The following is a 23751-nucleotide window of genomic DNA, read 5'->3' as shown; positions in this document are numbered from 1 at the left end:
ATTTCGGCCTACTTGCTAACCCTTGAGTTTTTGCCCTACCCTCTTCACTTCGCAATGCGCGCTTGCGCCATGCCCAATTCTTCCTTCCTCCTTCCTCATTCCTTATTAAGCGCAGCGTTGCCGCCGCTCGTTTCTATTGTGGCCTTGTGCCACAACCACGCCCGCTTTCTGGCCGAGGCGCTGGATTCCATCCTGGCGCAGACCTATCCGCGGCTGGAAGTCTGGCTCGTGGATGACGCCAGCACCGACGGCAGCGCCGAAATCCTAACGACCTACGCCGCCCAAAACCCCACCTGGCACCTGCTGCTGCTGCCCGAAAACGTGGGCAACTGCCGCGCCTTCAACCAGGCGTTCCGGCAGACTACGGGCGAATTCATCATCGATTTCGCCACCGATGATGTGCTGCTGCCCGCGCGCATCAGTCAGCAAATCAACGCTTTCCAAGCCCTTGGTGCCAGCTATGGCGTCGTGTATTCCAACGCCGAGCTGATAAATGAAGCCGGCGGCTCGCTGGGCCGGCATCACCGCCCCGATGCCGCCGGCCGCCTGCACCCGCGCCCGGCCAGCGGCTGGGTGCTGGCCGACGTGCTCGGCCGCTACTTCATCAGCTCGCCCACCATGCTCATGCGCCGCGCCTGCCTGGCCGCGCTCGGCGGCTACGACGAGGCGCTGGCCTACGAGGACTTTGACTTCTGGGTGCGTGCCAGCCGCGAGTGGCAGTTTTTCTACCTCGATGAAGTCACGACCCGCAAGCGCCGCCACCCCGCCAGCCTCGGCGCCCGCGCCTACCGCCCCAGCGACCCATTTGTGCTCTCCACGCTGGCCGTGTGCCAGAAGGCGCTGGCCTTGTGCCGTACCCGCCCCGAGCGCGCCGCCCTGGGCCGCCGCCTGCGCTGGGAACTCCTCCAGACCCTGCGCTACCGCCACTGGGCCGGCGCGCGGCGGGCCCTGGGGCTGCTGGCCCGGCTTTATGGCCGGAGCGAGGGGTAGGGATTTGACGGGCCAATGCCATAATTTTTTTCCTTTTCAAAACCTCGTTTTTACGGCCTGTTGTCCTGTTATGCCGTTACATTCACGTTAAATTTTATCTGCTTTCTGCCCCATTTTCCCCTACCCCCATGTTAGCCGCTACTATGACTTCGCGCAGCGAAGTTCTTCAGCACCTCGAAGGTTTTTTGCGCGAAAACCTCGGTACGTTTCTGCGCAAGGTGGAAGACTCCTGGCAGCCCGCTGATTTTCTGCCCGACTCGCGTCAGGAAAGCTTCTTTGACGAGGTCAAGCTGCTGCGCGAGAAAGCCGCCAGCCTGAGCTACGATTTGATGGCCGTGCTCGTCGGCGACACCATCACCGAAGAGGCCTTGCCCAATTACGAAGCCTGGTTTCACGAGCTGGACGACCTCAACCGCGACCGCGACAACGGCTGGGCCCAGTGGATTCGGGGCTGGACGGCCGAGGAAAACCGCCACGGCGACCTGCTCAACCGCTATTTGTACCTCTCGGGCCGGGTGAATATGCGGGAGATGGAAACCTCGACTCAGTTCCTGATTAACGACGGCTTCGACCTGGGCACCGCCCACGACCCGTACCGGGCCTTCGTCTACACCAGTTACCAGGAGCAGGCCACCAACATCTCGCACCGCCGCGTGGGCCAGCTGGCGCGCACAGCCGGCGACGATCAGCTCAGCAAAATCTGCGGCATGATTGCGGGCGACGAAAACCGCCACGCCCGCGTCTATAAAACGTTCGTGGACAAGATTTTCGAGGTCGACCCCAGCGAGATGATGCTGGCTTTCGAGGACATGATGCGCAAGAAAATCGTGATGCCGGCCCACTACATGCGGGAGATGGGCATTGAAATGGGCAAAACCTTCGGCCACTTCACCGACGCCGCCCAGCGCATCGGCGTCTACACCTCCGCCGACTACACCGACATTCTCGACTCGCTTATCCACGACTGGAAAATCGAGCACCGCACGGGCCTGACCAGCGCCGCCGAAAAGGCCCGCGAGTACGTCATGGCCCTGCCGGGCCGCCTGCGCCGCGTGGCCGACCGGATGCCGGTGCCCAAGCTCGAATACCAGTTCCGCTGGATTGGGTGATAGTTGGAGTTATGAGCTAAAAATTATGAGTTATGAGTTGGCCGTTTAGAGGCGCCTGCTGAGGCGTTGAACGACCAACTCATAATTCATAATTTTTAACTCATAACTACTTGAACGCCCTTCCAAAACGCTACGCGGCCTTTTATTTGGGCGGCGGCTTCCTTAGGCTCGGCGTAGAACCAGGCGGCGTCCTTGTTTAATTCGCCGTTTACGCGCAGCGAGTAGTAGGAGGCGCGGCCCTTCCAGGGGCAGGTGGTGCCGGCAATGCTGTCCTCAAAGAACTCCTTTTTGATAGAATCGGCGGGGAAATAGTGGTTGTTTTCCACCACCACTGTGTTGTCGCTCTCGGCCACGACGGTGTTGTTCCAGATGGCTTTCATGAATAGGGGGGTAGGGAATGAAGGAAAAAAGCTGTGCGTAAGTGGGTTGCGGGCTGCTATTGCGCTCCGGTTGCCCCGCAACGGAAGCAAGACTGACAGACGCCGCGCCAGCGCCAATGTTTTGCGGGCGCTTGACACGCCAGAAAACGAACATCCCAGCCGGCCCCGGTGTTTGCCTGCTCCATGATGATGACGAACAACGGGCGGCGTACCTTTAAATCAGGCCCGCCTCGCGAACTGTTCACTGCCCACTGCTAATTGTTAACTGAAATTATGGCCCTCGGCTTCCGCTTCCGCGATTTTGTGCCCGAAGATGCTCCTGAGCAGGGCTTCGAGCAACTGTTTAAAATTTTTATGCAGCTCGTCACCATCACCTCCGGCGACGTGGGTGAGGCCCTACAATGGCTCAACGAGCTGGACAAGCAGTACGGCCTGACCAACGACGAGTACGGCATGGGCAACTTCATCGAGGACCTGAAGAAAAAGGGCTACATCGATGAGAATGAGCAGGAAAAGGGCGGTTTCAGCATCACGCCCAAAACCGAGCAGGGCATCCGCAAATCAGCCTTGGAGGAGATTTTCGGCAAGCTCAAGAAGAGCAGCACCGGCAACCACCGCACGCCTCACACCGGGCAGGGCGACGAGCAAAGCACTGACCTGCGCGAGTTCCGCTTCGGCGACTCGCTGGAGTCGATTCAGATGACCGAGTCCATCCGCAACGCCCAGCTCAACCACGGCATGGACGGCGACGACTTCATGCTGACCGAGGGCGACCTGGAAGTGCGCGAAAATGAGCATAAGTCGCAGACCTCCACGGTTTTGATGATTGACATCTCGCACTCGATGATTCTCTATGGCGAGGACCGCATCACGCCGGCCAAGAAGGTAGCAATGGCGCTGGCCGAGCTGGTGAAGCAGAAATACCCCAAGGATTTTCTGGACGTGATTGTGTTCGGCAACGACGCCTGGCAGATTGAGGTCAAGGACTTGCCCTACCTGCAAGTCGGCCCCTACCACACGAATACGGTCGCGGGTTTGGAGCTGGCGATGGATTTGCTGCGCAAACGCAAGACGCCCAACAAGCAGATTTTCATGATCACGGACGGCAAGCCTACCTGCTTGAAGGAGGCCAACGGCTATTACAAAAACAGCTTCGGCCTGGATAGGAAAGTGGTCAACAAAACCCTAAACCTGGCCGCCGCCGCCCGCCGCGTCAAGATTCCGATTACCACGTTCATGATTGCCCAGGACCCGTATTTGAAGCAGTTCGTGGAAGAGTTCACGGAGGTGAATCAGGGCAAAGCCTACTATTCCGGCCTCAAAGGGCTGGGCCACCTGATTTTTGAGGACTACAAGAAGAACCGCCGCAAAACGCTGTAATTCCGGACTTTACATTTTATCTGTCATGCTGACGAAGGAAGCATCTTATCACGGTTGCTTTTGTCAGCTCTCATAATGTGACTGGCGCGGACGTGATAAGGTCCTTCGCGCTGCTCAGGATGACAATTAACTTCATGCCTTCCTACTCCCAACTTTCCGCTTCGGAACTCCAACAACTAACCACTCTGAGCCAGCTGCGCGCCAGCGGTTACCAGCCCCGCACCGTCAAAGAAGAGTTGCGCGCCAACCTGATTCAAAAGCTCCAAAACAAAGAAGAAGTATTTCCGGGCATCTTCGGCTACGACGAGACCGTGATTCCCGACTTGCAGCGCGCCATCCTGGCCGGGCACCACATCAATTTGCTGGGTTTGCGCGGGCAGGCCAAGACCCGCATCGCGCGCTTGCTGATTAACCTGCTCGACGAGTTTATTCCCGTCGTGGAAGGCTCCGAGCTAAACGACGACCCCTTGCAGCCGCTGTCGGTGTTTGCCAAAAACCTGATTGCCGAACGAGGCAACGACACGCCCGTGAGCTGGATGCCGCGCCTCGACCGCTACACCGAGAAGCTGGCCACGCCCGACGTATCCGTTGCCGACCTGATTGGCGATGCCGACCCGATTAAGGCGGCTACGCTCAAGCTGCCCTACTCGGATGAGCGCGTGATTCACTTCGGGTTGATTCCGCGGGCGCACCGGGGCATTTTCGTGATTAACGAGCTGCCCGACTTGCAGGCCCGCATTCAAGTGTCGCTGTTCAATATTTTGCAGGAAGGCGACATTCAGATTCGCGGCTTCAAGGTGCGCCTGCCGCTCGATATTCAGTTCGTGTTCACGGCCAACCCCGAGGACTACACCAACCGCGGCTCCATCGTGACGCCGCTCAAGGACCGGATTGACGCCCAGATTATCACCCACTACCCCAAGTCCACCGACATCGGCAAGCGCATCACCAAGCAGGAGGCGCGCATCAAGGAGGCGCAGCGCGGGATGGTGACGACAAACGAAATTATCTCCGACCTCGTGGAACAGGTGGCCGTGGAGGCCCGCGCCTCGGAGTTCGTGGATGCCAAATCGGGCGTGTCGGCCCGCCTCACCATCTCGGCCTACGAGCAAGTCATTGCCGCCGCCGAGCGCCGCGCGCTGGTCAATGGGGAGACGAAAACCTACGCCCGCATCTCCGACTTCATCGCGGCGGTGCCGGCCGTAACAGGCAAGGTAGAGCTGGTGTATGAGGGCGAGCAGGAGGGCGCGGGCATCGTGGCCGAAAAGCTCATGGGCAAGGCCCTGCGCACGCTCTTCCTCAATTACTTCCCTGACCCCGACAAGCAGAAGAAAATCAAGAACAAGCCCAACCCCTACAAGGAGGTGCAGGACTGGTTCGGCAGCGGCAACACGGTCGATATTCTCTCCGACGCCAGCCAGGCCGACTACCGCGCCGCCCTGGAGAAGGTACCCGGCCTGCGCAACATCGTCACGTTCCTGCACCCCAACGAGGACGCCGACACCACGCTCTTCCTGATGGAGTTCTGCCTGCACGGCTTGGCCGAGCACTCACTGATTTCGCGCAACCGCCTCACCGGCGGCGCGCAGTTCAAGGACTTGCTCTCGTCCATGTTTACCATGCCCAGCTTCGGCGAGGATGACGACGAAGACGAGGACGACAAGCCGCAGAAGGGACGGCGGCGGTAGTAGTGCTCTGTAGTAGTGCTATTCAAGCAATGTTTGAAAAAGGAGAGAAGCAATTCTCTCCTTTTTCATTTGCTGCGCCCAGGACCCGCAACGACGCCCCGCAATTTCCTACCCCCTCACCCTAGACCAAGGCCCGGCGTACTTTTGCTCCGCCGCCGACCCGGCCGCTTTTGGCGATTCCCTCGCCGCTGACCTACCCCCACTCACCAATGGAACCCCTGACTCCCTTGCACGAACTCGGCGAATTCGCCCTTATCCGCCGCTTGCAGCAGCACATCGAGCTGCGCCAGCCCAGCACCGTGCTCGGCATCGGCGACGACGCAGCCATCATTGCGCCGGCCGCCGGGCAGGAACTGGTGATGACGACCGATTTGCTGGTCGAGGGCGTGCATTTTGACCTGACTTTCAGTCCGTTGCGGCACCTGGGCTATAAAGCCGTGGCCGTGAACGTGTCGGACGTGGCGGCCATGAACGCCTTGCCCACGCAATTGGTAGTAGCCCTGTCCATTCCGGCGCGCTACTCGGTGGAGGCGATTGAGGAATTATATGAGGGCCTGCGGCTGGCCTGCGAGGCCTATAACGTGGATTTGGTGGGCGGCGACACCACGGCCAGCCGTGGCGGGCTCACCATCGGCATCACCGTGCTCGGGCAAGTCGAAGCTGGCAAAGCGGTGCCCCGCAGCGGCGGCCGGCCCACCGACATCCTCTGCGTGAGCGGCGATTTGGGCGGCGCCTTCCTGGGTTTGCAGGTGCTGGAGCGCGAAAAGCAGGCCTTCCTGGCCGACCCCGAAACGCAGCCGGAGCTGGACGCCTACGACTACGTAGTGGGCCGCCAGCTGCGCCCCGAAGCCCGGCTCGACATCATTCATGAATTGCGCGAGTTGGGCCTGACGCCCACCAGCATGATTGACATCTCCGACGGCCTCGCCGCCGAAGTGCTGCACCTGTGCGCCGCGAGTGGCACCGGCGCCCGCGTCTTCTCCGAATACCTGCCCCTGGCTCAGCCCACGCTCGAAGCGGCGGCCGAATTCAACCTTGATCCGCTCACCTGCGCCCTCAACGGCGGCGAGGACTACGAGCTGCTCTTCACCCTGCCCGTCGCCGAGCACGCCAAGATTAAGAATCACCCCGATATCACCGTCATCGGCCACCTTACCGAGCAGAACGACGCCGTAAACCTGATTACCCGCGCCGGGCAGGCCGTGCCGCTGCAAGCCCAGGGCTTCAAGCATTTCTAGACCACAGATTAAACGGATTTTAACGGATGAAATGGATTATCTTGGGGTCCGCGCGGGTGCATCGTGGAGATATTGGTCTGCTGGCGTGGGGCCCCAAATAATCCGTTTCATCCGTTTAATCTGTGGTCCAGGCCCAGCGAGTCGCGCCAGCCAGCGTCGCTGTTAGTATGGGTGCGCCAGTAGTCCAGCTGAATGGTGCGGCGGCGCGCGGCGCTGCTGGTGAGTTGCCGGCCCGCGCCGGCCCCGGCGCGGTCGAGGTAAGTTTCGTCCCAGCCCAGAATGTGGTGCGGGAATGCTTGCCCGAAGTAGATGGCCAGCGTGCGCGCCGGCTCACCGGCGTAAGTGAGGGTGTACGCCAGCACGGGGGTAGGAAATCCAAAGCGCCGATTGGCGGGCGCGGCGCCCAACGTGGCCGTAGCTTCGCGGACCGTCAGTGGTTGGTGCTGCAAGCGGCTGTAGACCGTGCCGGGCAGCAGGCGCAGCCGGCCGGTGGGCAAGGTGCTGGGGTTGAGCCGAATGCGGTTCCATAGCTCGTCTTCAAGCAGGGTGGGGGGTAGGGAAGTCTCGCGGTCGCCCTCGCTCTCGAAGTAGGATTTCTGGGAGACGGCGTAGCCGCCTTCGGGCCGCAGGTTGAGTTGGGTAAAAATGTGGCCGCACCACTCCTGCACCGAGGTGCTCGTCTTGAGCGTGTGGGGGTTGGCCGCCGCGTCCAGCGGCGTGTAGGTCGAGGTAAAGACCGAATACGGGTAGATGCCGGTGAGAAACTTCTTATCGAAATTCAGCTTGAGCACCGGCACCCGCTCGCCGGCCGGCGCCGCGCCGGGGCTGTCCAGCTTCACTTGCTTGGCGCGCGAAAGGTCCTCCGTCACGAAGATGAGCACGGCCGTGCCCTGGTGCAGCTCGCCGTAGCGGGCCTGGCGCAGGTCGTAGCTGGTCAGCTCGGCCTTGCCCTGGAGCCAGTAGCGGCCAAATTCGGGGGGTAGGGGCACGACGGTGGGCGCGGCGGGGGCAGCAGAGGCAGCAGCGGGTTTTGGCGGTGCCGGGGAGGAGCAGCCCACCGCGGCGAAGAGGACGACGCAACAAATCAGACGCATCATGGCGCAAGGTAGAAAATGGTAGGGTGCGGGGCTTGCCCCCGCCCGGCGTCCGCGCCATCAAGTAAAAGCAACATTGCTGTTCACGCGCCGGGCGGGGACAAGCCCCGCACCCTACCCCCTAATCCTCGGGGTAGGGCACGAACACGAATTTGGTGAACGTCTCATCCAGCACGAAGAGGCAGCAGAACTCGTCCGGGTCTTTGTAGTTCTCCTGAAAATACGCCACGCCATCGGCCTCAATCAGGCCCTGCTGCATGAACAGCTCCAGGTAGGAGGCAAACACGTGCCACTCCAGGTTCAGCTCGTCGGCATTGACGAGCAGCGCGCCGAGCGGCACCTCCCGCTTGGCAAACACGAAGATGGGATGCTTGGAAATATCGAGCTTGCGCACCTGGGCCGAGGCTTCGAGCAGCGTGTCGGAAACGGTGGCGAAGTCCTTGGTGATGGTGCCCAGGTATTTGCCGTTCAGCTCCGGGTCGTTGAAGTAATCCATGTTTAGACGGTTGCTTGGATAGGCTTCCAAATAGAATAAAAGACTAGTCCGTAAATAAACCCATTGCTTGCTGCGTTGATGAATAGTAATGGGTTACTATTAACATAATAGTAGCCTATAAGCAGCGTAAAAATCGCCAAACCATACACGCATGAGAACAGGGCAAAGCGCCAGATTGAGGACCCAAAGACCAGTTTTTTTATATATGATTTGGGAAGTTGAATAAACAGGACGTTAACAAACAATGAGAACCCCAGCGTATATATTGTCAAGAAAACAAAGTCGGAAAAGTAATCAAACCGCTCGTGTATAATCCGCATGAACAACTCATAAACTATCAATGCTGCCAACCAACTTATAATTACAGAAACCAAAGCAGCCTTTGAATAGCTTTTCATAAGTCGTTATTTATAATTACCGCAACTCCAACAGCACCACATTCTCCACGTGGTGGGTGTGAGGAAACATATCCACGGGCTGCACGCGCGTGACGTGGTAGGCGGGGTCGAGCAGTTCCAGGTCGCGGGCCTGGGTGGCGGGGTTGCAGGAGATATAGACGAGGCGGGGGCAGCGCAGGGCCAGCAGGCGCTGCACCACATCTTCGTGCATCCCGGCGCGGGGCGGGTCGGTGATGATGAGGTCGGGGCGGCCGTGGTGGGCGGTGAAATCCTCGGTGAGCATGTCTTTCATGTCGCCGGCCACGAACTCGGTGTTGGTGATGCCGTTGATTTCGGAGTTGACGCGGGCGTCCGCCACGGCTTGCTCCACGTACTCGACGCCGACGACCTTGGCGGCGCCGCGGGCCACGAAATTGGCAATGGTGCCGGCCCCGGTGTAGAGGTCGTACACCACGTCGGTGGGCTGAATTTGGGCGAAGTCGCGGGCAATTTTATAGAGGTTGTAGGCGCCCGCGGAATTGGTTTGGTAGAAGGATTTGGGGCCGACGCGGAAGCGCAGGCCTTCCATTTCTTCCTCGATGTAGGGCAGGCCGCGGTAATTCACCACTTCTAAATCGTGGAAGGTTTCGTTGCCCTTGTTATTGAGCACGTAGTTGAGCGAGGTAATCTGGGGAAACTTCGCCTGCACGGCATCCAGCAGCGGCTCGATGCTGGGGTGGGGCAGGTAGCATTGCAGCAAAACCATGAGTTGGCCGCTGCCCTGAGTCGAACTCTGCGCGGTGCGGATGATGAGGTTGCGCAGGTTGCCCACTTGCTTGACCATGTTGCCGAAGCGCAGGTCGTGGGCGCGGGCGTAGTCGCGGATGAAGAGGCGGATTTCGTTGCTCGGCTCGGGCTGGAGCCAGCAGTGCTCCACGTCAATAATCTTGTCGAAGCGGCCCGGCGTGTGAAAGCCCAGCACGTTGCGCTCGTAGGTCTGCGTGTCGTTGTTGATTTGCTCGGTGGTCAGCCAGCCGTTGTCGCTGAACGTGTATTCGAGCTTGTTGCGGTAGTACTGGCGGCTGGGCGAGGGCAGAATCTGCGGAATCTCGGGCAGCGCGACCTTGCCGATGCGGGTGAGCTGGTCCTCGACCTGCTGCTGCTTGTAGCGCAGCTGCGCGTCGTACCTGATGTGCTGCCACTTGCAGCCGCCGCACACGCCGAAGTGCTGGCAGAAGGGCGTCTCGCGCAGGCTCGAATACTGGTGAAAGTGGGTCGGCACGGCTTCCACAAACCGCTTCTGGGCGCGGGAGATGCGCAAATCCACGATGTCGCCGGGCGCGACGCCGGACACGAAAATCACGAGGCCGTTGAGTTTGACCAGGCACTTGCCCTCGGCCACCATGTCCTGGATTTCGACCCGCTGCAAGGCTTCGGCGGGGATGTTTTTGGCGGCTTTAGCGGCTTTGCTCATAGAATGGGCAAAGGTAGCGTTAGGTTTGCGGCCCGGCCGGCTGGATTTGGCGCGAAAAAGCGGTGGCCGGCCGCCACGCGTCGCGTCGGTGTCTTGCCGACGCTTGCCGGCCAGGAGGGGGGTAGGGAATCAGGCCGCTCAAACGAGCAAATCACCGTCCCAGCAAAGCCGCGTCGGCGCGCCGCAAAACGGTCCTTTTAACTCCTCACTTTTAACTTTTAACTCTGAAAATGCCCGTCATCCTCATCACCGGCGGCACGTCTGGCATCGGCCGGGCCTGCGCCCTGACCTTCGGCCAGGCCGGCTACCAGGTGGTGTTCACCGGCCGCGACGCGGTCCGGCTCGCCGACACGGCCCAGGCGCTGACGGCCGCCGGCGTGGCCCACCACGCCGTGCAAGCCGATGTGGGCGACGAGGCCGCCGCCGCCCGCGCCGTGGACGAGACCATCGCCCACTTCGGCCACCTCGACGTGCTGCTCAATAATGCCGGCCTCAGTATGCGCGCCCGCTTCCAGGATGCGGACCTGGAAGTCATCAAGCAGCTCATGCAAACCAATTTTTTCGGGGCTGTCTTCACCACCAAGTTTGCCCTACCCCACCTGCTGGCGAGCAAGGGCAGCATCGTAGGCGTGAGCAGCATCGCCGGCTACCGCGGCCTGCCCGGCCGCACCGGCTACTCGGCCTCGAAGTTTGCCCTGAATGGCTTTCTGGAGGCGCTGCGCACGGAATTATTGCCCCAGGGCGTGCACGTGCTCACGGCCGCGCCCGGCTTCACGGCCTCCAACATCCGCCACACCGCCCTGGCCGCCGATGGCCGGGCCCAGGGCGAGTCGCCCCGCGACGAGGCGCAAATGATGAGCGCCGAGGAAGTGGCTCAGCACCTGCTGGCGGCCGTGCAGCAGCGCCGCCGCAGCCTCGTGCTCACCAATCAGGGTCGTCTCACCGTCTTCTTGAACAAGTGGCTGCCCGGCCTGACCGACAAGCTCGTGCTGCGCCATTTCCAAAAGGAAGAGGGATATTAGTGAACAGTAAGCAGTGAACAGTAAGCAGTGAACAGTAAGCAGTGAACAGTAAGCCCCGGAGGGGCAGCCTATCGGTAGAGACAGGGGGGTATGAAAGCGCCAAAGCCCCAGCGGAGCGACCCAAACCGTCCGCGCTAAGAGCGCAATAGGGTAGTCGCCCCGCCGGGGCTTGGGGGCAGGCAAGGGGGGTAGGAAATCTACGGGTAGGTCGCCCCGCCGGGTCGGACCCCGCTGGGACTAACCACCAACTGCTCACTGATAACTGCTCACTAAAAATCACTCTACTTCCAGCACGTCGGTGGCGCGGATGAAGGCCTCGCGCTCCTGCCAGCGCACCCGGCACCAGATGTCCTGGCGGCCCAGCACCAGCAGGCGGTCGCCGACGGTGGCCGTGCTCAGCCAGGGCGCGCCGGCCGCCGGGCCGGCCATCAGGGCAGCGCCGGGCCGGGCCACGAGGGCGGCCGGCGCGGGCCTGAGCAGCAGGTAGGCGCCTGCGAGCAGGCCATAGCCGGCCAGCGCGGCCCACCAGCCCGGCCCGGCCCGGCGCCGCCGCAGCAGCAGAAAGACGATGCTCACCACGACCCCGGCTAGCATCGCCTGCAGGCCAGCGTAGTAGTAGCGCTGCCACTGCACCCGCAGCTCCTGCTGCCAGGTGGCGGGGTAGCCCACCAGCCGCTGCCGCGCCGCCAGCGCCACCAGCTGCCGCCAGGTGCGCAGGCGCGGCTGCCGGGCCTGGGCCATGCTCAGGTAGAGCAGCGCGGCGGCCGGCCGGCCCAGCTGCTGCTGGGCGTAGGCCAGGCGCAGCAAGAGTCGGGGCGAGGCCTGTCGGCCGCGCCACACCTGCGCCTTGTAGAGCGTCGCGGCAGAATCAAACTGACCGGCAGCAAAGAGCGAATCGGCCCGGCGCAGGGCCGGCCGGGATTTATTTTCCGGGCTCACCGCGCCGCTAAGGGTGCTGGGGGTCAAAGCCCAAGCCGGCGCCGGGAAAGCGAGCAGCAGCCCGAGCAGGAGTTTTTTTAGCGTCAAGGTTGTGTAGGTCGGCGACACCGCGTACTTTTGTGCCCACAAAAAAGGTAGCGCCTTTCTTGGGAATGCAAATAACGGTTCTGTAGCTCAGCTGGTAGAGCAGTACACTTTTAATGTACGGGTCCTGGGTTCGAATCCCAGCGGAGCCACGAAAACGCCCCTAGTAACTTGCTAGGGGCGTTTTTTATTTCGTGCCTACGCTCGTGCCTACGCCAGGGGTTGTTTTAAATGGAAGAAACTGCCTCTTTTCGCTTCGTTGGCCTCGATGGCTAGGCTCAGACGCTGATTACTTGCTTGTCCTTTAACTCGCCTGATTCATGAACAAACTGCGTTGCCCGAACTGTGGGTGCCAATTCGAAAGTCTAGTTCAAATTAGCGCTGGCATGACAGCTACGTTTGAAGACGCAGCAACCCTTTGCCCAAATTGTGGGCAGGAGGTTAATTTAGCACCCAGCGGAATAGATGGCACCTTTCGATTCGATGAGCATGGAAATGCAACGCAAATAGGCTTTATCAACCTACTGCGCAGTGTCAATCTACCTCCTACCTCTCTGACAGCACTAAAGGCTGTAGTAACGCAAGCGCAAGCAAGTAATGCTTCCCTACCCGACCTAACTCTTCAGGTTAGCAGAATCAGCCCAGAACTTGGAGAAAAGCTGAATAGTTTTTTTCAGAAACATCAGTACACTCTTATAGCACTTGGCTTGTTAGTGACCGTGCTAAGTTACTTTAAGCCAGATGCTCCTGCCACTGTCACGAATAATTACTATTTCAGTAAGCCTGAACTACCTAAGCAAGAAATTCTTACTCAACGGCCTCGGCTCAACGCTGCCCCGATCAAGCGTGGCAACAACTTAACCGCGCCTCTTTCGAAAAAAGCCAAGGCGCAAAAAAAGAACCGGCGCAAGTAGTCGAATGGCTCTAATCGTTGCCCACATCACAACCAGCCCACTGCATACTTGAAATTGACCATGCGTGATGGCTCCTACCTCACGGGCAATGTTGAGCCCAATTACCACCCAGATAACGGGTAAGTGTTTCCAAAGAATGGTTAAAATCTTAAACACAAGCAATCGTTATTTTTACAAAGTACGGCATTAATCAAAAAACCCTGCTACATCACTGTAACGGGGCTTTTCTTTGCCCGCACGGCCGGTCAGGAAACCAGCGGCGCGGGACTTGAGGTAAAGAAACGTGCGAGGTTTCGGTCTAAATATAGGCTAGCGCTTCCCCCTTCGCAGATACGCGCCATTAAATGCGATACTCCCGCTCCCGCCGCCGGTGTTTTGCGGTTTACCAACGGTTTCACCGTATTACATTACGACCTAGTACTTCCAGCTGCCCGCCCGTAAACCAGCGCGCTATGCCCCTGCCTTTGCTGCCACCCCTGTTTTTTGGGGAGGGGTAGGCCCCGCGTGCGGGTCTGGTGCGGGGCGCTGTCTGGGCGCGTTCCGGGCGCGTCCTGGGCGGCGCTACGTCTTTTTCACCAGGGCCATGCCGCACTTGGGGCACTGGCCGGGGGCGCCGGCCTGGCCGCCGTCGTTCATCGGGCACTCGTAGCGCACCGCGGCGGGCTTCAGCTGGCTGGCATTTTTAGCTTGCCAGGCCTGGAACTGCTGAATCTCCTTTTGCTGGGCGTCGATAATCCGCTGAGCCAGCTCCCTGAGCCTGGTGTCGCGGCCGTGGGCCACTTCGGCCCGGGCCATGTCCACCGCGCTTTGGTGGTGGGTGGTCATGAGCAGGTTGAAGTTCATATCGGGGTCGGCGACCATCGCTGGCATTTTCATCATGCCGGCCATTGAGGCCTTCATCTTGCTCGTGAACGGGTCGGCGGGGTTCTGGGGCTGGTAGTTGGTTGGGGCCGCGTCGAGGCGCCCGGCGATGGGCTCCAGGGCGGCAATTTCCTGCTGCTGGTCGGCCTTGATTTTGGTGGCCAGCTGGCGCATGGTGGCGTCCTGGCCCTCGCGCAGCTCGATGTCGGCCATCGCGACGGCGCCCTGGTGGTGGGCAATCATCAGATGGGCGAAGTCGTGGTCGGTGTTGCCGCGGGGCTTCTCGGCGCTCATTTTGGCCATCATATCGTTCATGGCCGCCAGCAGGGGCGAGTTGCCGCTCATCGGCTGGTGGTCTGGGCCGGCCATGTCGTCGGCCGCCGACGCGGGCACGGCGGCGGCCGTTGCGGCGGTAGTAGCAGCGGCGGTAGCAGCGGGCTTATCGAAGTTGCAGCTGCCCAGCAGCAGCGCACTGGCCCAGAAGGCGGTAAGGAGCAAAGCGGGCTTTTTCATGTTGAAGGACATGTTAAAGGAAAGGAGGGGGGTAGGGATTAGGAGAAACGAACCGACGCCGCGCCGGCGGCTAGGCGTCGACGCTAATCGTGAAGTCGGCGGTATGAATCTGCCCGCCGTGGTTGAATTGCAGAAACACCCGGTAGCGCCCGGCCTGCTCGAAGCTGGTGTTGAAGCGGATGGTCGGGCCCTGGTCGGCCTGCTCGTTGGGGTGCACGTGCAGGTAGCGCTCGGTGTCTTCGCTGATGACGACGACGTGGCCGAGCGCGCCGAGGTAGTGGTCGAGGTCCGTGACCGGCTGGCCCTTCTTGCGGAGCGTGATTTCGAGGCCCAGCAGCTGCCCGGTTTTCAGGGGCTTGTCAAATGCGAGCGCGGCCTGGTAGCCGCCCGCGCCGCGCCACTGCATCTGCGGCGCGCTGAACTTGACGGGCTTATACGGCGCGCCCCGCACCGTGAGGGGCTGGCGGCCGAGCTGGTGCCCGCTACCGGCCGGCGTGTAGTCCTGAAACAGCACGTAGTCGCCGCCCTGCGGGAAGGTAAACGGCGCCTGGTAGTCGCCCTGGGCCGTGTGCTCGGGGTGCTCGTGGTAGAACTGCGAAAGGTCCTTGCGGACGATGATGAGGTGAATTTTCTTTTCGTGCACCACGGCCAGCGGCACCGGCGCGGCCGGATTGGCTGCCTCCTGCGGCGCGAAGCGCAGCAAAGCGGCGCGGCCGGCCACGGGCGGCGCGGGCGCCACCTTGAAGGTCATCTGGTAGGTTTTGCCGTTGGCGACTTTGTCGGTGTGCTCCAGCTTCATGCCGCACTTCGGGCAGGTCTGGCCGGCCTGGGTGCTGGTCACCTCTGGGTGCATGGGGCAGGAGTAAAGGTGGCCGCCGGCGGGCCCGGCCGTGCCGGCGGCGGGCCCGGTCACGGTGTTGGTGGGGCTGCTGCTGGCGGCCTCGTCGGCCGAGCAGCCGGCCAGCAGCAGGGATAGGGGTAGGGAAATGAGGCCGACCGCCAGGGGCCGGAGTAGAGCAGAACGATTCATGTTTCGGAGAAAAAGCTTGCCGGAGAATAAGTCAGCCGGGCCCGGCGGCCCCTGGGCTATTGGACTAAAACTCCCGCGTTCAGTGCAGGATAGGAAAGCGGGAAGCTGACTTGTGGCGGTCGCAAAAACTGCCGGCCAGCCACGCAAAAGGCCCGCCCCGGTCATGGCGAAGCCAAGCCGGGACGAGCCTAGGCGCATCGGCCATCCTCAGACGGTCAGGGACCGCAGGAAAATGCGTAAGTCGGGGATTTTGGGGGGCAGGTGCTGCGACGGCAGCAGGCGCCCCGGAGCTGTGCGGTCCCAGGACTGGGTGGCGCGGGCCGGCAAGCCGAAGGAAAGCGCTTCCGGCAACAGGGCTGGCGCGGCGCTGAGCGGCTGCTTGGCCGCGGGGGCATCGAGGGCCGCGAGCAGGGTCGCGGCTTTCTGGCGGCAGCAGTTGTCGGCGCCGCCGGACTTGCCCGGCGCTTCAGGCGCGGCGGACGCCACCGCGGCCAGCAGGCTCGGGGCCGGCGGGGCGTTGCGGGCGGCGCGGGCTCGGCAGCAGGCGTGGCCGGGAAGCATGGGCGCCGGTTTGGCCGTCGGCCGGGGGGCGGGCCTGGTCGCCGAAGCCAGCTGTTGGCGCGAAGCGCAGTAGCACTGCCCCGCCAGCACGTTGACGAAGACGACCAGGAAGGTCATGGCCAGCCAGCGGCGCAGCAGGAACAGATGACGGAACATAACAGACCAACCAATTAAGCCGTCGCAAAACTACTCCGCGCCCACGGCAATGACGCAGTTTTAGTACTGTTTTAGCGGCCTGGAAGTTCCGGGTCCGGGCCGGCGGCGGCCCATTGCTAACGCCCCAAATCGGCTGCTGAGTACGCTGCTAGGCCTTCTGCCGGCAGTGAACCCCGGCCACTGGCCAGGCCCGGCCGGCCGGATTATGCAAGTGCCCGGCCGGATTATGCACGTAGTGCATGGCTGCCAATGGAGCCGACGGGTCAAGGTGAGAATTATGCAGGTTTAAGGTCGAATTCCGTACCGGCGTGGGCCGGCGCCAGCGGTTCCTTTGCAAAGAATTCTGGGGCCCGCGGCGGCAGGAAACCCGGCGGCCCTACCCCCTGTTTAGTCCCTCTACCCTATTCTTATCCGTGCTATGGAGCCCACCACCCAAACCGAAACCCTGGAAATCGAGGGCATGAGCTGTGCCTCCTGCGCGGCGGCCGTCGAGCGCTCCCTGAGCCGCACGCCGGGCGTGCAAAGCGCGCAAGTCAACTACGCCACCGAAAAAGCCACCGTTCACTACCAGCCCGGCCAGGCCAGCCCGGCCACGCTCCGGCAAGCCGTCGTGCAGGCTGGCTACGGCGTAGCCGCGCCGGCGCCGCCGGCCACCAGCGCGGCCGAACGGGCAGCCGAAGTTGACGGGCAAAAAGCCGCCGCCGACCGGCAGCTGCGGCGCCGCTTCGGCGTGGCGGCGGGCCTGACGGCCTTCATCATGCCGCTGAGTATGCTCATGATGTGGGGCCCGTTTGCGCGCCTCGTGCCGATGCCGGTGCTCAACTACGGGCTGCTCGTGCTCACGCTGCCGGTGCTGCTCTACAGCGGGCGCGCGTTCTACGCGGCGGCCTGGAACGCCCTGCGCCACCGCTCGGCCACGATGGACACGCTCATTGCCGTGGGCACGGGTGCCGCGTTTCTCTACAGCCTGGCCGCCACCGTGGCGCCGGCCTTTTTTACGGGCCAGGGCCTGCGGCCGGAAGTATACTACGACACTACGGCCACCATCATCGCCCTGATTCTGCTGGGCAAGCTGCTCGAAGCCCGCGCCAAAACCCGCACCTCGGCCGCCCTGAAGGCGCTGCTGGGCTTGCAGGCCCGCACCGCCCGCGTAGTGCAGCCCGACGGCCGAGAGACTGACTTGCCCATCGGGCAGGTGCGGGTCGGCGACCTGGTGGTGGTGCGCCCCGGTGAGAAGGTCGCCACCGATGGCCTCGTCGAAGCCGGGCAGTCGGCCGTGGACGAGGCCATGCTGACGGGCGAGAGCCTGCCAGTCGATAAAAAAGCCGGCGACGCCGTGTTCGGGGCCACGCTCAACAAAACCGGCTCGTTCCGCTTCCGCGTCACGAAGGTGGGCGCCGACACCGTGCTGGCCCAGATTGTGAAGCTCGTCGAAGACGCTCAGGGCAGCCGCGCACCCATTCAGCTGCTAGCCGACCGGGTCAGCGCGGTGTTTGTGCCGGCGGTCATCGGCCTGGCCCTGCTCACCTTCGCGCTCTGGTTTGCCCTAAGCCCCGCCGAGACGCGCCTGCCGCTGGCCCTGGTCAACTTCGTGGCTGTGCTCATCATCGCCTGCCCCTGCGCGCTGGGGCTGGCCACGCCCACGGCCATCATGGTGGGCACCGGCAAGGGCGCCGAGTTCGGCGTGCTAATTCGCAGCGCCGAGGCGTTGGAAAAAGCCTGTCAGGTGAACACGGTGCTGCTCGACAAAACCGGCACCATCACCCGCGGCGAGCCGGCCGTGACGGATTTCGTGGCGGCCCCCGGCCAGTCGGCCGCCCGGCTGCTGCCGCTGTTCGCCGCCGTCGAGCGCCGCAGCGAGCACCCGCTGGCCGGGGCCGTGGTGCGCTACGCCGAAGCCCAGGCGGCAGCGCCCGGCGCAGGCGCGCGGGCGCTGCCGCCCACCGTGGCCGACTTCCGGGCCGTGGCCGGGCAGGGCGCGACGGCCACGGTGGACGGGCGGCAAGTGCTCATCGGCAACCGGGGCTTGCTGGCGCAAGGGGGGGTAGGGATTCCGGCCGCCCTCGAAGCCGCGGCCGCCGTGCTGCTGGCCCAGGCCCGAACCGTGCTCTACGTGGCCGTGGACGGCCAGTCCGCCGGCCTGCTGGGCGTGGCCGACACGGTGCGCGAGACGTCCAAAGCCGCCATCGCGCAGCTGCAGGCGCGCGGCCTGGAGGTGATAATGATGACCGGCGACAACGCCCAGACCGCCGCCCAGGTGGCCGCCCAAGTGGGCATCGGCCGCTACGTGGCCGAGGTGCGGCCCGCCGACAAGGCCGCCAGGGTGCGCGAGCTGCAAGCCGAGGGCCGCGTGGTGGCGATGGTCGGCGACGGCATCAACGATGCGCCGGCCCTGGCCCAGGCCGACGTGGGCCTGGCGATGGGCGGCGGCACCGACGTGGCGCTGGCAGCGGCCGGCATCACCCTGATGCGGGCGGACCTGCGGGGTGTGGTGACGGCCATCGAGCTGTCGCGCCAAACCATGCGCACCATCCGGCAGAACCTGTTTTTCGCCTTTGTCTACAACGTGCTCGGCATCCCGATTGCGGCCGGCCTGCTTTACCCGGTCTTCGGCTGGCTGCTCTCGCCCATGCTCGCGGCCGGGGCTATGGCCCTCAGCTCGGTGTCGGTGCTGACCAACTCGCTGCGGCTGCGGGGCTTCAAGGTCGAAGAGGGGGGTAGGGAACCACTGAACCGGTAAGCGCGGAGTTCGGCGCCGGCTTAGCGCTGGCGGCCAGCGGCGCCTGGATTGGCCGGCCGGGGTCGGGCCCGGCGGCCAGCAGCCAGGCCAGGGCGTCGGCTTCCAGCTCAAAGGTCTGGTAGGTGTGGGGCAGGTGGCGGGTGGCCGCCACGACGGTGGTCATGGCCAGGCGGGCCAGCCCGTTCTGGGCCACGAGCACGGCGCCGCGGCGGTAGCCGCCTTCCAGCACGGCCCGCGGTAGCCACTGCTCCACCAGCCAGGCTTGCTCGGCAACTGAAAACGGGACCATCTCCTGCTGGTTAATCAGCGCCCGGTGCCAGCCCCGCCGCACCAGGGCCCGCAGCAGGTGGGTCAGCAGGGCCTGCAGCTGCTCGGCGCTGCGGGCGCCGGCGCGGTAGTCGAGCCGCAGGTAGTCGGCCGGCTCTTCCCAAATGCGGCCGGCCTGGTTTTCAAAGTAGATGGTGCGGGAAGCGGGTTGCATAAAGACAATCGGGCGTCAACTGGAGTGAGTTGAACTCGGAGCCCGACCACGAAGGTCGGCGCCGGCGGGAGCCGGGCAAACGCTCGTCGCCGGGTGGCGCGGGCCGCCCGCTGAACGGCGCAGCCGCGGGGGCCGGCGCTACCCGGCGGGCTAGGGGTTGGTGCTCCACAGCCCGGCTTCCTTGAGGAAGATGCGGCGGTTGAGCCGGAGCTGGGCCACGATAAACTCGGCCAAATCCTCGGGCTGCATCACCTTCTCCGGGTTGCCGTCGGTGAGCTGGTTGCCGATGGCCAGCTCGGTCGCCACGGTGCTGGGCGTGAGGGCTGAGACGCGAATGTTGTGCTTGCGCACCTCCTGCATCAGGGACTCGGTCAGGCCGAGCATCCCGAACTTGGAGGCGCTGTAGGCGCTGGTGCCGGCCGCCCCGCGCTGCCCGGCCGTGGAGGCGATGTTGATGATGTCGCCGGTCTGGCGCGCCATCATGCCCGGCAGCACGGCGCGGGTCACGTAGTAGGTGCCGAGCAGGTTCACCTGAATCATCCGCTCCCAGTCTTCCGGCGCCAGCTCCAGAAACTTACCGAAGGTGCCGATGCCGGCGTTGTTAATCAGAATATCAAGCGGGCCGAGCGCCGCCGTGGCCTGGGCCACGGCCTGCTCGACGGCGGCGCGGTCGGCCACGTCGGCGGGCACGACGGCCGTTTTCACGCTCAGCGGCGTCAGCTCGGCGGCTACTTCGCGCAGCTGCGCCGCCGAGCGGGCCAGCAGGGCCACGTGCACGCCCTCGCGGGCCAGGCCCAGGGCAATGGCGCGCCCGATGCCTTTGCCCGCGCCGGTGACGAGGGCGGTTTTTCCGCGCAATGATTCCATAGTAAGGTTGCGATTAAGTGAAGCTTAAGGTTGAGTTGGCGGAGGGGGGTAGGGATTAAAAGCCGGCTTACTGGCTGGGCCGCACTTTGGTTGGCGCGGCCCCCCGGCCGCTGGCGGCGGGCTGCGCGGGCCGGGCGGCTTGATTGCCGGCCCTCTGCCGGGCGCCGGGCCCCGCCGCCGAATCCCGTAACCACAGCATACTCACATCATAATCACGTACAGCGACCCCGCTGACACGGCCAGCCACAGCGCGGCGCCCAGCCCGAACGGCCGCAGGCCCACGGCCCGCACCACCGGCCCCGACAGCCCCGCCCCAATCAGAAACAAGGTCAGCGTCAGGCCCAGCTTGGCCCCGCGCACCAAAGCCGGCGCCAGCGCTTGCACGGCCGGCACGTAGGTGTTGAGCAGCAGGGCCAGGACAAAGCCGAGGATGAAGTAGGGCGGCTTGACCCTGACTTCTTGTTGCCGAAACAGCAGGGCCGTGCCCAGGGCCACGGGCACAATCCAGAGGGCGCGGGCCAGCTTGACGGTGGTGGCCACTTGCAGGGCCTCATCGCCGTAGGCCGCCGCCGCGCCCACCACCGAACTCGTATCGTGGATGGCCAGGGCGCACCAGAGGCCGAACTGCTGCTGGCTCAGGGCCAGCGCGTGGCCCAGGGGCGGGAAGGCGAACAAGGCCAGCGCGTTGAGCACGAACACCGTGCCCAGCGCGGCCGACATTTCCTCGTCCTTGGCGCCCAGCACCGGCCCCACCGCCGCAATGGCGCTGCCCCCGCAGATGGCCGTGCCGCAGGCAATGAGGTGGGCCAGGCGCCGGCTCAGCCCCAGCGCCCGCCCTCCGCAGTAGCCCAGCGCCAGGGTGCCCACCAGCGAGCCAACCGTGAACAGCAGTCCCTGCCGGCCGGCCTGCGCGGCCGCGTGGGCGTTGAGGCCAAAGCCCAGGCCGACGACCGAGCATTGCAGCAGCCGGGCCGTCAGGGCGCGGGTTTGGCGGGGGTAGGGATTGCCCAGGGTTTGGGCCAGCAGCAAACCCAGGCTCAGGGCCAGCGGCGGCGAAACCCCGGGCGTGAGGCACAAGCCGGCCAGCAGCACCAACCCAACCTGCGGCCCCGAAACCACCCGGCCCGCGACCCGGTACGGCCGGTGAAAGGGGCGCCGCCAGCCCCTCTGCCGCGGCGCGGCGGCCGGTGCGGGGGGGGTAGGGGCCGGGCTCGCGAGGGCTTTCGGGCGGGCGGGCGGGGTAGGGATGGCGGGGGGCGCGGGCATCAGCTCAGCAGCGGGTAGGACAGGCAAGGCGGCAAAATTACGCCCCTGCCCCCCGGCAGGGTAATTCAAAAAGGTGATTTGTAATTACCGCTGGTTATGGTGACTGGCTATAGTGGCTGGTTCAGCTCGCGCTGGCTGAAGCCCAGAAACCGCTGCGCCGCGGCGCTGAGCGGCTGGCCCTGCACCCACACGGCCTCGAACTGCCGGGCCAGGCGCAGCCCCTCAATGGGGACGATTTCGAGGCGCCCGGCGGCCAGCTCGCGGCCCAGCGCGCGCCGCGAGACGAAGCCCAGCGCCGCCGGCGCCGCTTCCAGATAAGCCTTGATGGCTTCGGTATTATCAAAGTAAAACGCGACTTGCAGGCGGCTGAGCGGCACGCCCCGCTCGCGCAGGGCAAACTCCAGCACTTCGAGCGTGCCCGAGCCGCGCTCGCGCAAGACCAGCGGCCGGGCCAGCGCTTCGGCCAGCGGCAGCGGCGCGGGGGGGGTAGGGGCGGGGCCGGGAGCGGGGCCGGCGGCCGGCGGCGGATTGGGCGGCGCCTCGGGCGGGGCGCGGCGCACGGCCACCAGTTCGTCGGGTAAGAGCAGCTCGTGGTGCAGGTCGCGGGAGCGGGAGCGGCCCTCGACGAAGCCCAGGTCCAGCTCGCCGGCCAGCAGGGCCTCGGCGATGCGCTCGGAGTTGGCGTTGCGCAGGGTGAGCTGCACCAGCGGGTAGCGGGCCTGGAAGGCGGGCAGCAGGCCCGGCAGCACGTACTGGCTCAGGGTGGTGCTGGCGCCCAGGCGCAGGCGGCCGGCGGCCTCCTCGGGGTTGCGCAGGGCGTGGAGCTGCCCGGCGAGCTGCAACTCGGCGGCGGCCACGGCCTCGGCGTGGGCCAGCAGCAGGCGGCCGGCCTCGGTGAGGCTGAGGCGGTTGCCGCGCCGCACCAGCAGGCGCTGGCCGGAGCTTTTTTCCAGCTCCTGCACGTGGCGCGTGACGGCGGGCTGGGTGATGAAGAGCACCTGCGCGGCTTTGGTGAGGCTCAGGTGCTGGCCCACGGCCTGGAAAACGCGCAACCGGAAGTCGGACATGATGGCAAGGTAACAGGGTAAAATGTCCGCGGGGCGTCCGCGCCGGGCCCAAAGGAGCAGCGCGCGGCCGGTAGCTACGTAATAAGTAAGCTCAACCAAACCCCGCGCGCTGGCAACCGTAAGCAGGGACCTACCTTAAATTCTGTTTTATCATGAACCCATCCAACCAATCCGCCGATTTCGGCGACGTTTCCAACCAGTCGCAGCCCCAGGGCCAGGACCAGAGCCAGGCCCCAGGCCCGGCAGCCGGGGCCGCCTCGCTGCTCGACCAGGCCAAGCAGCTCCTCAGCCAGGGCAACATGGCCGATTTGCTCAACCAGGTGCCCGGCTCGGTGAAAGACCTTAGCACCAAGGCCGTAACGGGCTTCAACAAGCTCAGCACGACCCAGAAAGTAGTGGGCGGCGCCCTGCTGGTGCTGGGCGTCGGCGTGCTGGCCCGCGGTGGCAAGAGCAAAAAGGGCAAGTCCGGCCAGGCCGACACGCTCAACGAGCTGCTTTACTTCGTCAATGACCGCGTGGAAGGCTACAAAAAGGCCGTGGCCGAAAGCCAGGATGCGCAGCTGCGCGGCTACTACCAGCAGTTGGTGGGCCAGAGCCAGCGCTTCAGCAAAACCCTGAACGACGAGCTGCGCCAGCGCGGCGGCGAGCGGCAGGACAGCACCACGCTCAAGGGCAAGTTCTACCGCCGCTTCATGGAGGCCGCCGCCACTATCACCGGCCACGACGAGACGGCCATCCTGGCCAGCAACGTGCACGGCGAGCAGTGGGCCATCAAAGCCTATAAGGAAGCCCTGAGCGACCACACCCTCTCCGGCGCCCTGCGCCAGGAAGTGGAGCGCCAGTACACGCAGTCGCAGAAAACCTACCAGGAGCTGAAGCGCCTCACGGCCCAGCAGGCGCAGGAAAAAGAGCACGCCTAAGCTGGCTAGTCGGCCCGGCCTGAGAGAGTAAGCTCTAATTAAAAAAGCGGGCCGTCGTTGTGAGACCCTGGTTCGGGCTTCGCAACGACGGCCCGCTTTTTTGC

At 64.0% G+C, this 23751-nt stretch carries 21 protein-coding genes and 1 tRNA gene; 10 read left to right on the top strand and 12 right to left on the bottom strand.

What is annotated here, in order from left to right:
• Positions 1 to 69 precede the first annotated feature (69 nt).
• Entirely contained in the window at positions 70 to 990 is a 921-nt protein-coding gene (locus ACFE70_RS02210) for a glycosyltransferase family 2 protein (RefSeq protein WP_375416069.1), read from the top strand.
• Positions 991 to 1118: 128 nt separating this feature from the next.
• Positions 1119 to 2099 carry an acyl-ACP desaturase gene (locus ACFE70_RS02205; protein WP_375416068.1) on the top strand — a complete coding sequence of 327 codons (981 nt, stop codon included), beginning with the start codon at positions 1119 to 1121 and terminating at the stop codon, positions 2097 to 2099.
• 95 nt (positions 2100 to 2194) lie between these two features.
• On the opposite strand, the gene ACFE70_RS02200 is transcribed toward ACFE70_RS02205, so the two are convergent.
• Complete coding sequence (locus ACFE70_RS02200) at positions 2195 to 2479, bottom strand: DUF427 domain-containing protein (protein ID WP_375416067.1); 285 nt, start codon at positions 2477 to 2479, stop codon at positions 2195 to 2197.
• 273 nt (positions 2480 to 2752) lie between these two features.
• On the opposite strand from ACFE70_RS02200, the gene ACFE70_RS02195 reads away from it, so the two are divergent.
• The 3 genes from ACFE70_RS02195 to thiL all read left to right on the top strand — a co-directional run bounded on the left by ACFE70_RS02195 (position 2753) and on the right by thiL (position 6785).
• Positions 2753 to 3859 (top strand): VWA domain-containing protein, encoded by a 1107-nt coding sequence (locus ACFE70_RS02195; RefSeq protein WP_375416066.1) that lies wholly within the window; start codon positions 2753 to 2755, stop codon positions 3857 to 3859.
• 134 nt (positions 3860 to 3993) lie between these two features.
• Positions 3994 to 5547 carry a sigma 54-interacting transcriptional regulator gene (locus ACFE70_RS02190; RefSeq protein ID WP_375416065.1) on the top strand — a complete coding sequence of 518 codons (1554 nt, stop codon included), beginning with the start codon at positions 3994 to 3996 and terminating at the stop codon, positions 5545 to 5547.
• A gap of 209 nt (positions 5548 to 5756) precedes the next feature.
• On the top strand, positions 5757 to 6785 hold the full coding sequence (thiL, locus tag ACFE70_RS02185) for a thiamine-phosphate kinase (RefSeq protein ID WP_375416064.1): 1029 nt from the start codon (positions 5757 to 5759) through the stop codon (positions 6783 to 6785).
• Positions 6786 to 6892: 107 nt separating this feature from the next.
• On the opposite strand, the gene ACFE70_RS02180 is transcribed toward thiL, so the two are convergent.
• The 3 genes from ACFE70_RS02180 to rlmD form a co-directional block, all read right to left on the bottom strand.
• Entirely contained in the window at positions 6893 to 7882 is a 990-nt protein-coding gene (locus ACFE70_RS02180) for a hypothetical protein (RefSeq protein WP_375416063.1), read from the bottom strand.
• A 118-nt stretch (positions 7883 to 8000) separates the two neighbouring features.
• On the bottom strand, positions 8001 to 8375 hold the full coding sequence (locus ACFE70_RS02175; protein WP_375416062.1) for a hypothetical protein: 375 nt from the start codon (positions 8373 to 8375) through the stop codon (positions 8001 to 8003).
• A 414-nt stretch (positions 8376 to 8789) separates the two neighbouring features.
• Positions 8790 to 10226, bottom strand: coding sequence for a 23S rRNA (uracil(1939)-C(5))-methyltransferase RlmD (gene rlmD, locus ACFE70_RS02170; RefSeq protein ID WP_375416061.1), 1437 nt, complete (start codon positions 10224 to 10226; stop codon positions 8790 to 8792).
• Positions 10227 to 10456: 230 nt separating this feature from the next.
• Between rlmD and ACFE70_RS02165 the strand changes: the two genes are divergently transcribed.
• Positions 10457 to 11248 carry an SDR family oxidoreductase gene (locus tag ACFE70_RS02165; protein WP_375416060.1) on the top strand — a complete coding sequence of 264 codons (792 nt, stop codon included), beginning with the start codon at positions 10457 to 10459 and terminating at the stop codon, positions 11246 to 11248.
• Between the two features lie 276 nt (positions 11249 to 11524).
• Here the strand turns inward: ACFE70_RS02165 and ACFE70_RS02160 are convergent, their stop codons facing one another.
• Positions 11525 to 12274, bottom strand: a complete 750-nt coding sequence (locus ACFE70_RS02160; RefSeq protein ID WP_375416059.1) for a hypothetical protein — start codon at positions 12272 to 12274, stop codon at positions 11525 to 11527.
• 76 nt (positions 12275 to 12350) lie between these two features.
• Here ACFE70_RS02160 and ACFE70_RS02155 point away from each other — a divergent pair.
• Positions 12351 to 12423 (top strand) — tRNA-Lys (locus ACFE70_RS02155).
• Between the two features lie 168 nt (positions 12424 to 12591).
• Positions 12592 to 13185, top strand: a complete 594-nt coding sequence (locus tag ACFE70_RS02150) for a hypothetical protein (protein ID WP_375416058.1) — start codon at positions 12592 to 12594, stop codon at positions 13183 to 13185.
• A 561-nt stretch (positions 13186 to 13746) separates the two neighbouring features.
• Here ACFE70_RS02150 and ACFE70_RS02145 read toward each other — a convergent pair.
• The 3 genes from ACFE70_RS02145 to ACFE70_RS02135 form a co-directional block, all read right to left on the bottom strand.
• Positions 13747 to 14559, bottom strand: coding sequence for a DUF305 domain-containing protein (locus ACFE70_RS02145; RefSeq protein ID WP_375416057.1), 813 nt, complete (start codon positions 14557 to 14559; stop codon positions 13747 to 13749).
• Between the two features lie 70 nt (positions 14560 to 14629).
• The gene (locus tag ACFE70_RS02140; protein ID WP_375416056.1) at positions 14630 to 15589 is read right to left on the bottom strand and encodes a heavy metal-binding domain-containing protein; all 960 of its coding nucleotides are present in this window, start codon (positions 15587 to 15589) and stop codon (positions 14630 to 14632) included.
• A 207-nt stretch (positions 15590 to 15796) separates the two neighbouring features.
• On the bottom strand, positions 15797 to 16306 hold the full coding sequence (locus ACFE70_RS02135) for a hypothetical protein (protein ID WP_375416055.1): 510 nt from the start codon (positions 16304 to 16306) through the stop codon (positions 15797 to 15799).
• Between the two features lie 418 nt (positions 16307 to 16724).
• On the opposite strand from ACFE70_RS02135, the gene ACFE70_RS02130 reads away from it, so the two are divergent.
• Positions 16725 to 19046 carry a heavy metal translocating P-type ATPase gene (locus ACFE70_RS02130; RefSeq protein ID WP_375416054.1) on the top strand — a complete coding sequence of 774 codons (2322 nt, stop codon included), beginning with the start codon at positions 16725 to 16727 and terminating at the stop codon, positions 19044 to 19046.
• Here the strand turns inward: ACFE70_RS02130 and ACFE70_RS02125 are convergent.
• From ACFE70_RS02125 to ACFE70_RS02110, 4 genes are all read right to left on the bottom strand, one after another.
• The gene (locus tag ACFE70_RS02125; protein ID WP_375416053.1) at positions 19006 to 19527 is read right to left on the bottom strand and encodes a hypothetical protein; all 522 of its coding nucleotides are present in this window, start codon (positions 19525 to 19527) and stop codon (positions 19006 to 19008) included. The genes ACFE70_RS02130 and ACFE70_RS02125 overlap by 41 nt on opposite strands.
• 150 nt (positions 19528 to 19677) lie before the next feature.
• Positions 19678 to 20394: a 3-ketoacyl-ACP reductase gene (locus ACFE70_RS02120; RefSeq protein WP_375416052.1), complete on the bottom strand. Its 717-nt coding sequence runs from the start codon at positions 20392 to 20394 to the stop codon at positions 19678 to 19680.
• A 201-nt stretch (positions 20395 to 20595) separates the two neighbouring features.
• Positions 20596 to 21660, bottom strand: coding sequence for a YeiH family protein (locus ACFE70_RS02115; RefSeq protein WP_375416051.1), 1065 nt, complete (start codon positions 21658 to 21660; stop codon positions 20596 to 20598).
• 107 nt (positions 21661 to 21767) lie between these two features.
• A complete protein-coding gene (locus tag ACFE70_RS02110; protein ID WP_375416050.1) occupies positions 21768 to 22727 on the bottom strand; it encodes a LysR substrate-binding domain-containing protein in 960 nt (319 codons plus the stop codon).
• A 152-nt stretch (positions 22728 to 22879) separates the two neighbouring features.
• Here ACFE70_RS02110 and ACFE70_RS02105 point away from each other — a divergent pair, with 152 nt between their 5' ends.
• Positions 22880 to 23647: a PA2169 family four-helix-bundle protein gene (locus tag ACFE70_RS02105; protein ID WP_375416049.1), complete on the top strand. Its 768-nt coding sequence runs from the start codon at positions 22880 to 22882 to the stop codon at positions 23645 to 23647.
• Positions 23648 to 23751: the final 104 nt, after the last annotated feature.

It is taken from the genome of uncultured Hymenobacter sp. (genome assembly GCF_964243305.1).
In the GTDB taxonomy this organism is placed as follows: Bacteria; Bacteroidota; Bacteroidia; order Cytophagales; family Hymenobacteraceae; genus Hymenobacter.
The sequence above is the reverse complement of the archived record's forward strand: the minus strand, read 5'-3'. Positions and strand labels throughout refer to the sequence as shown.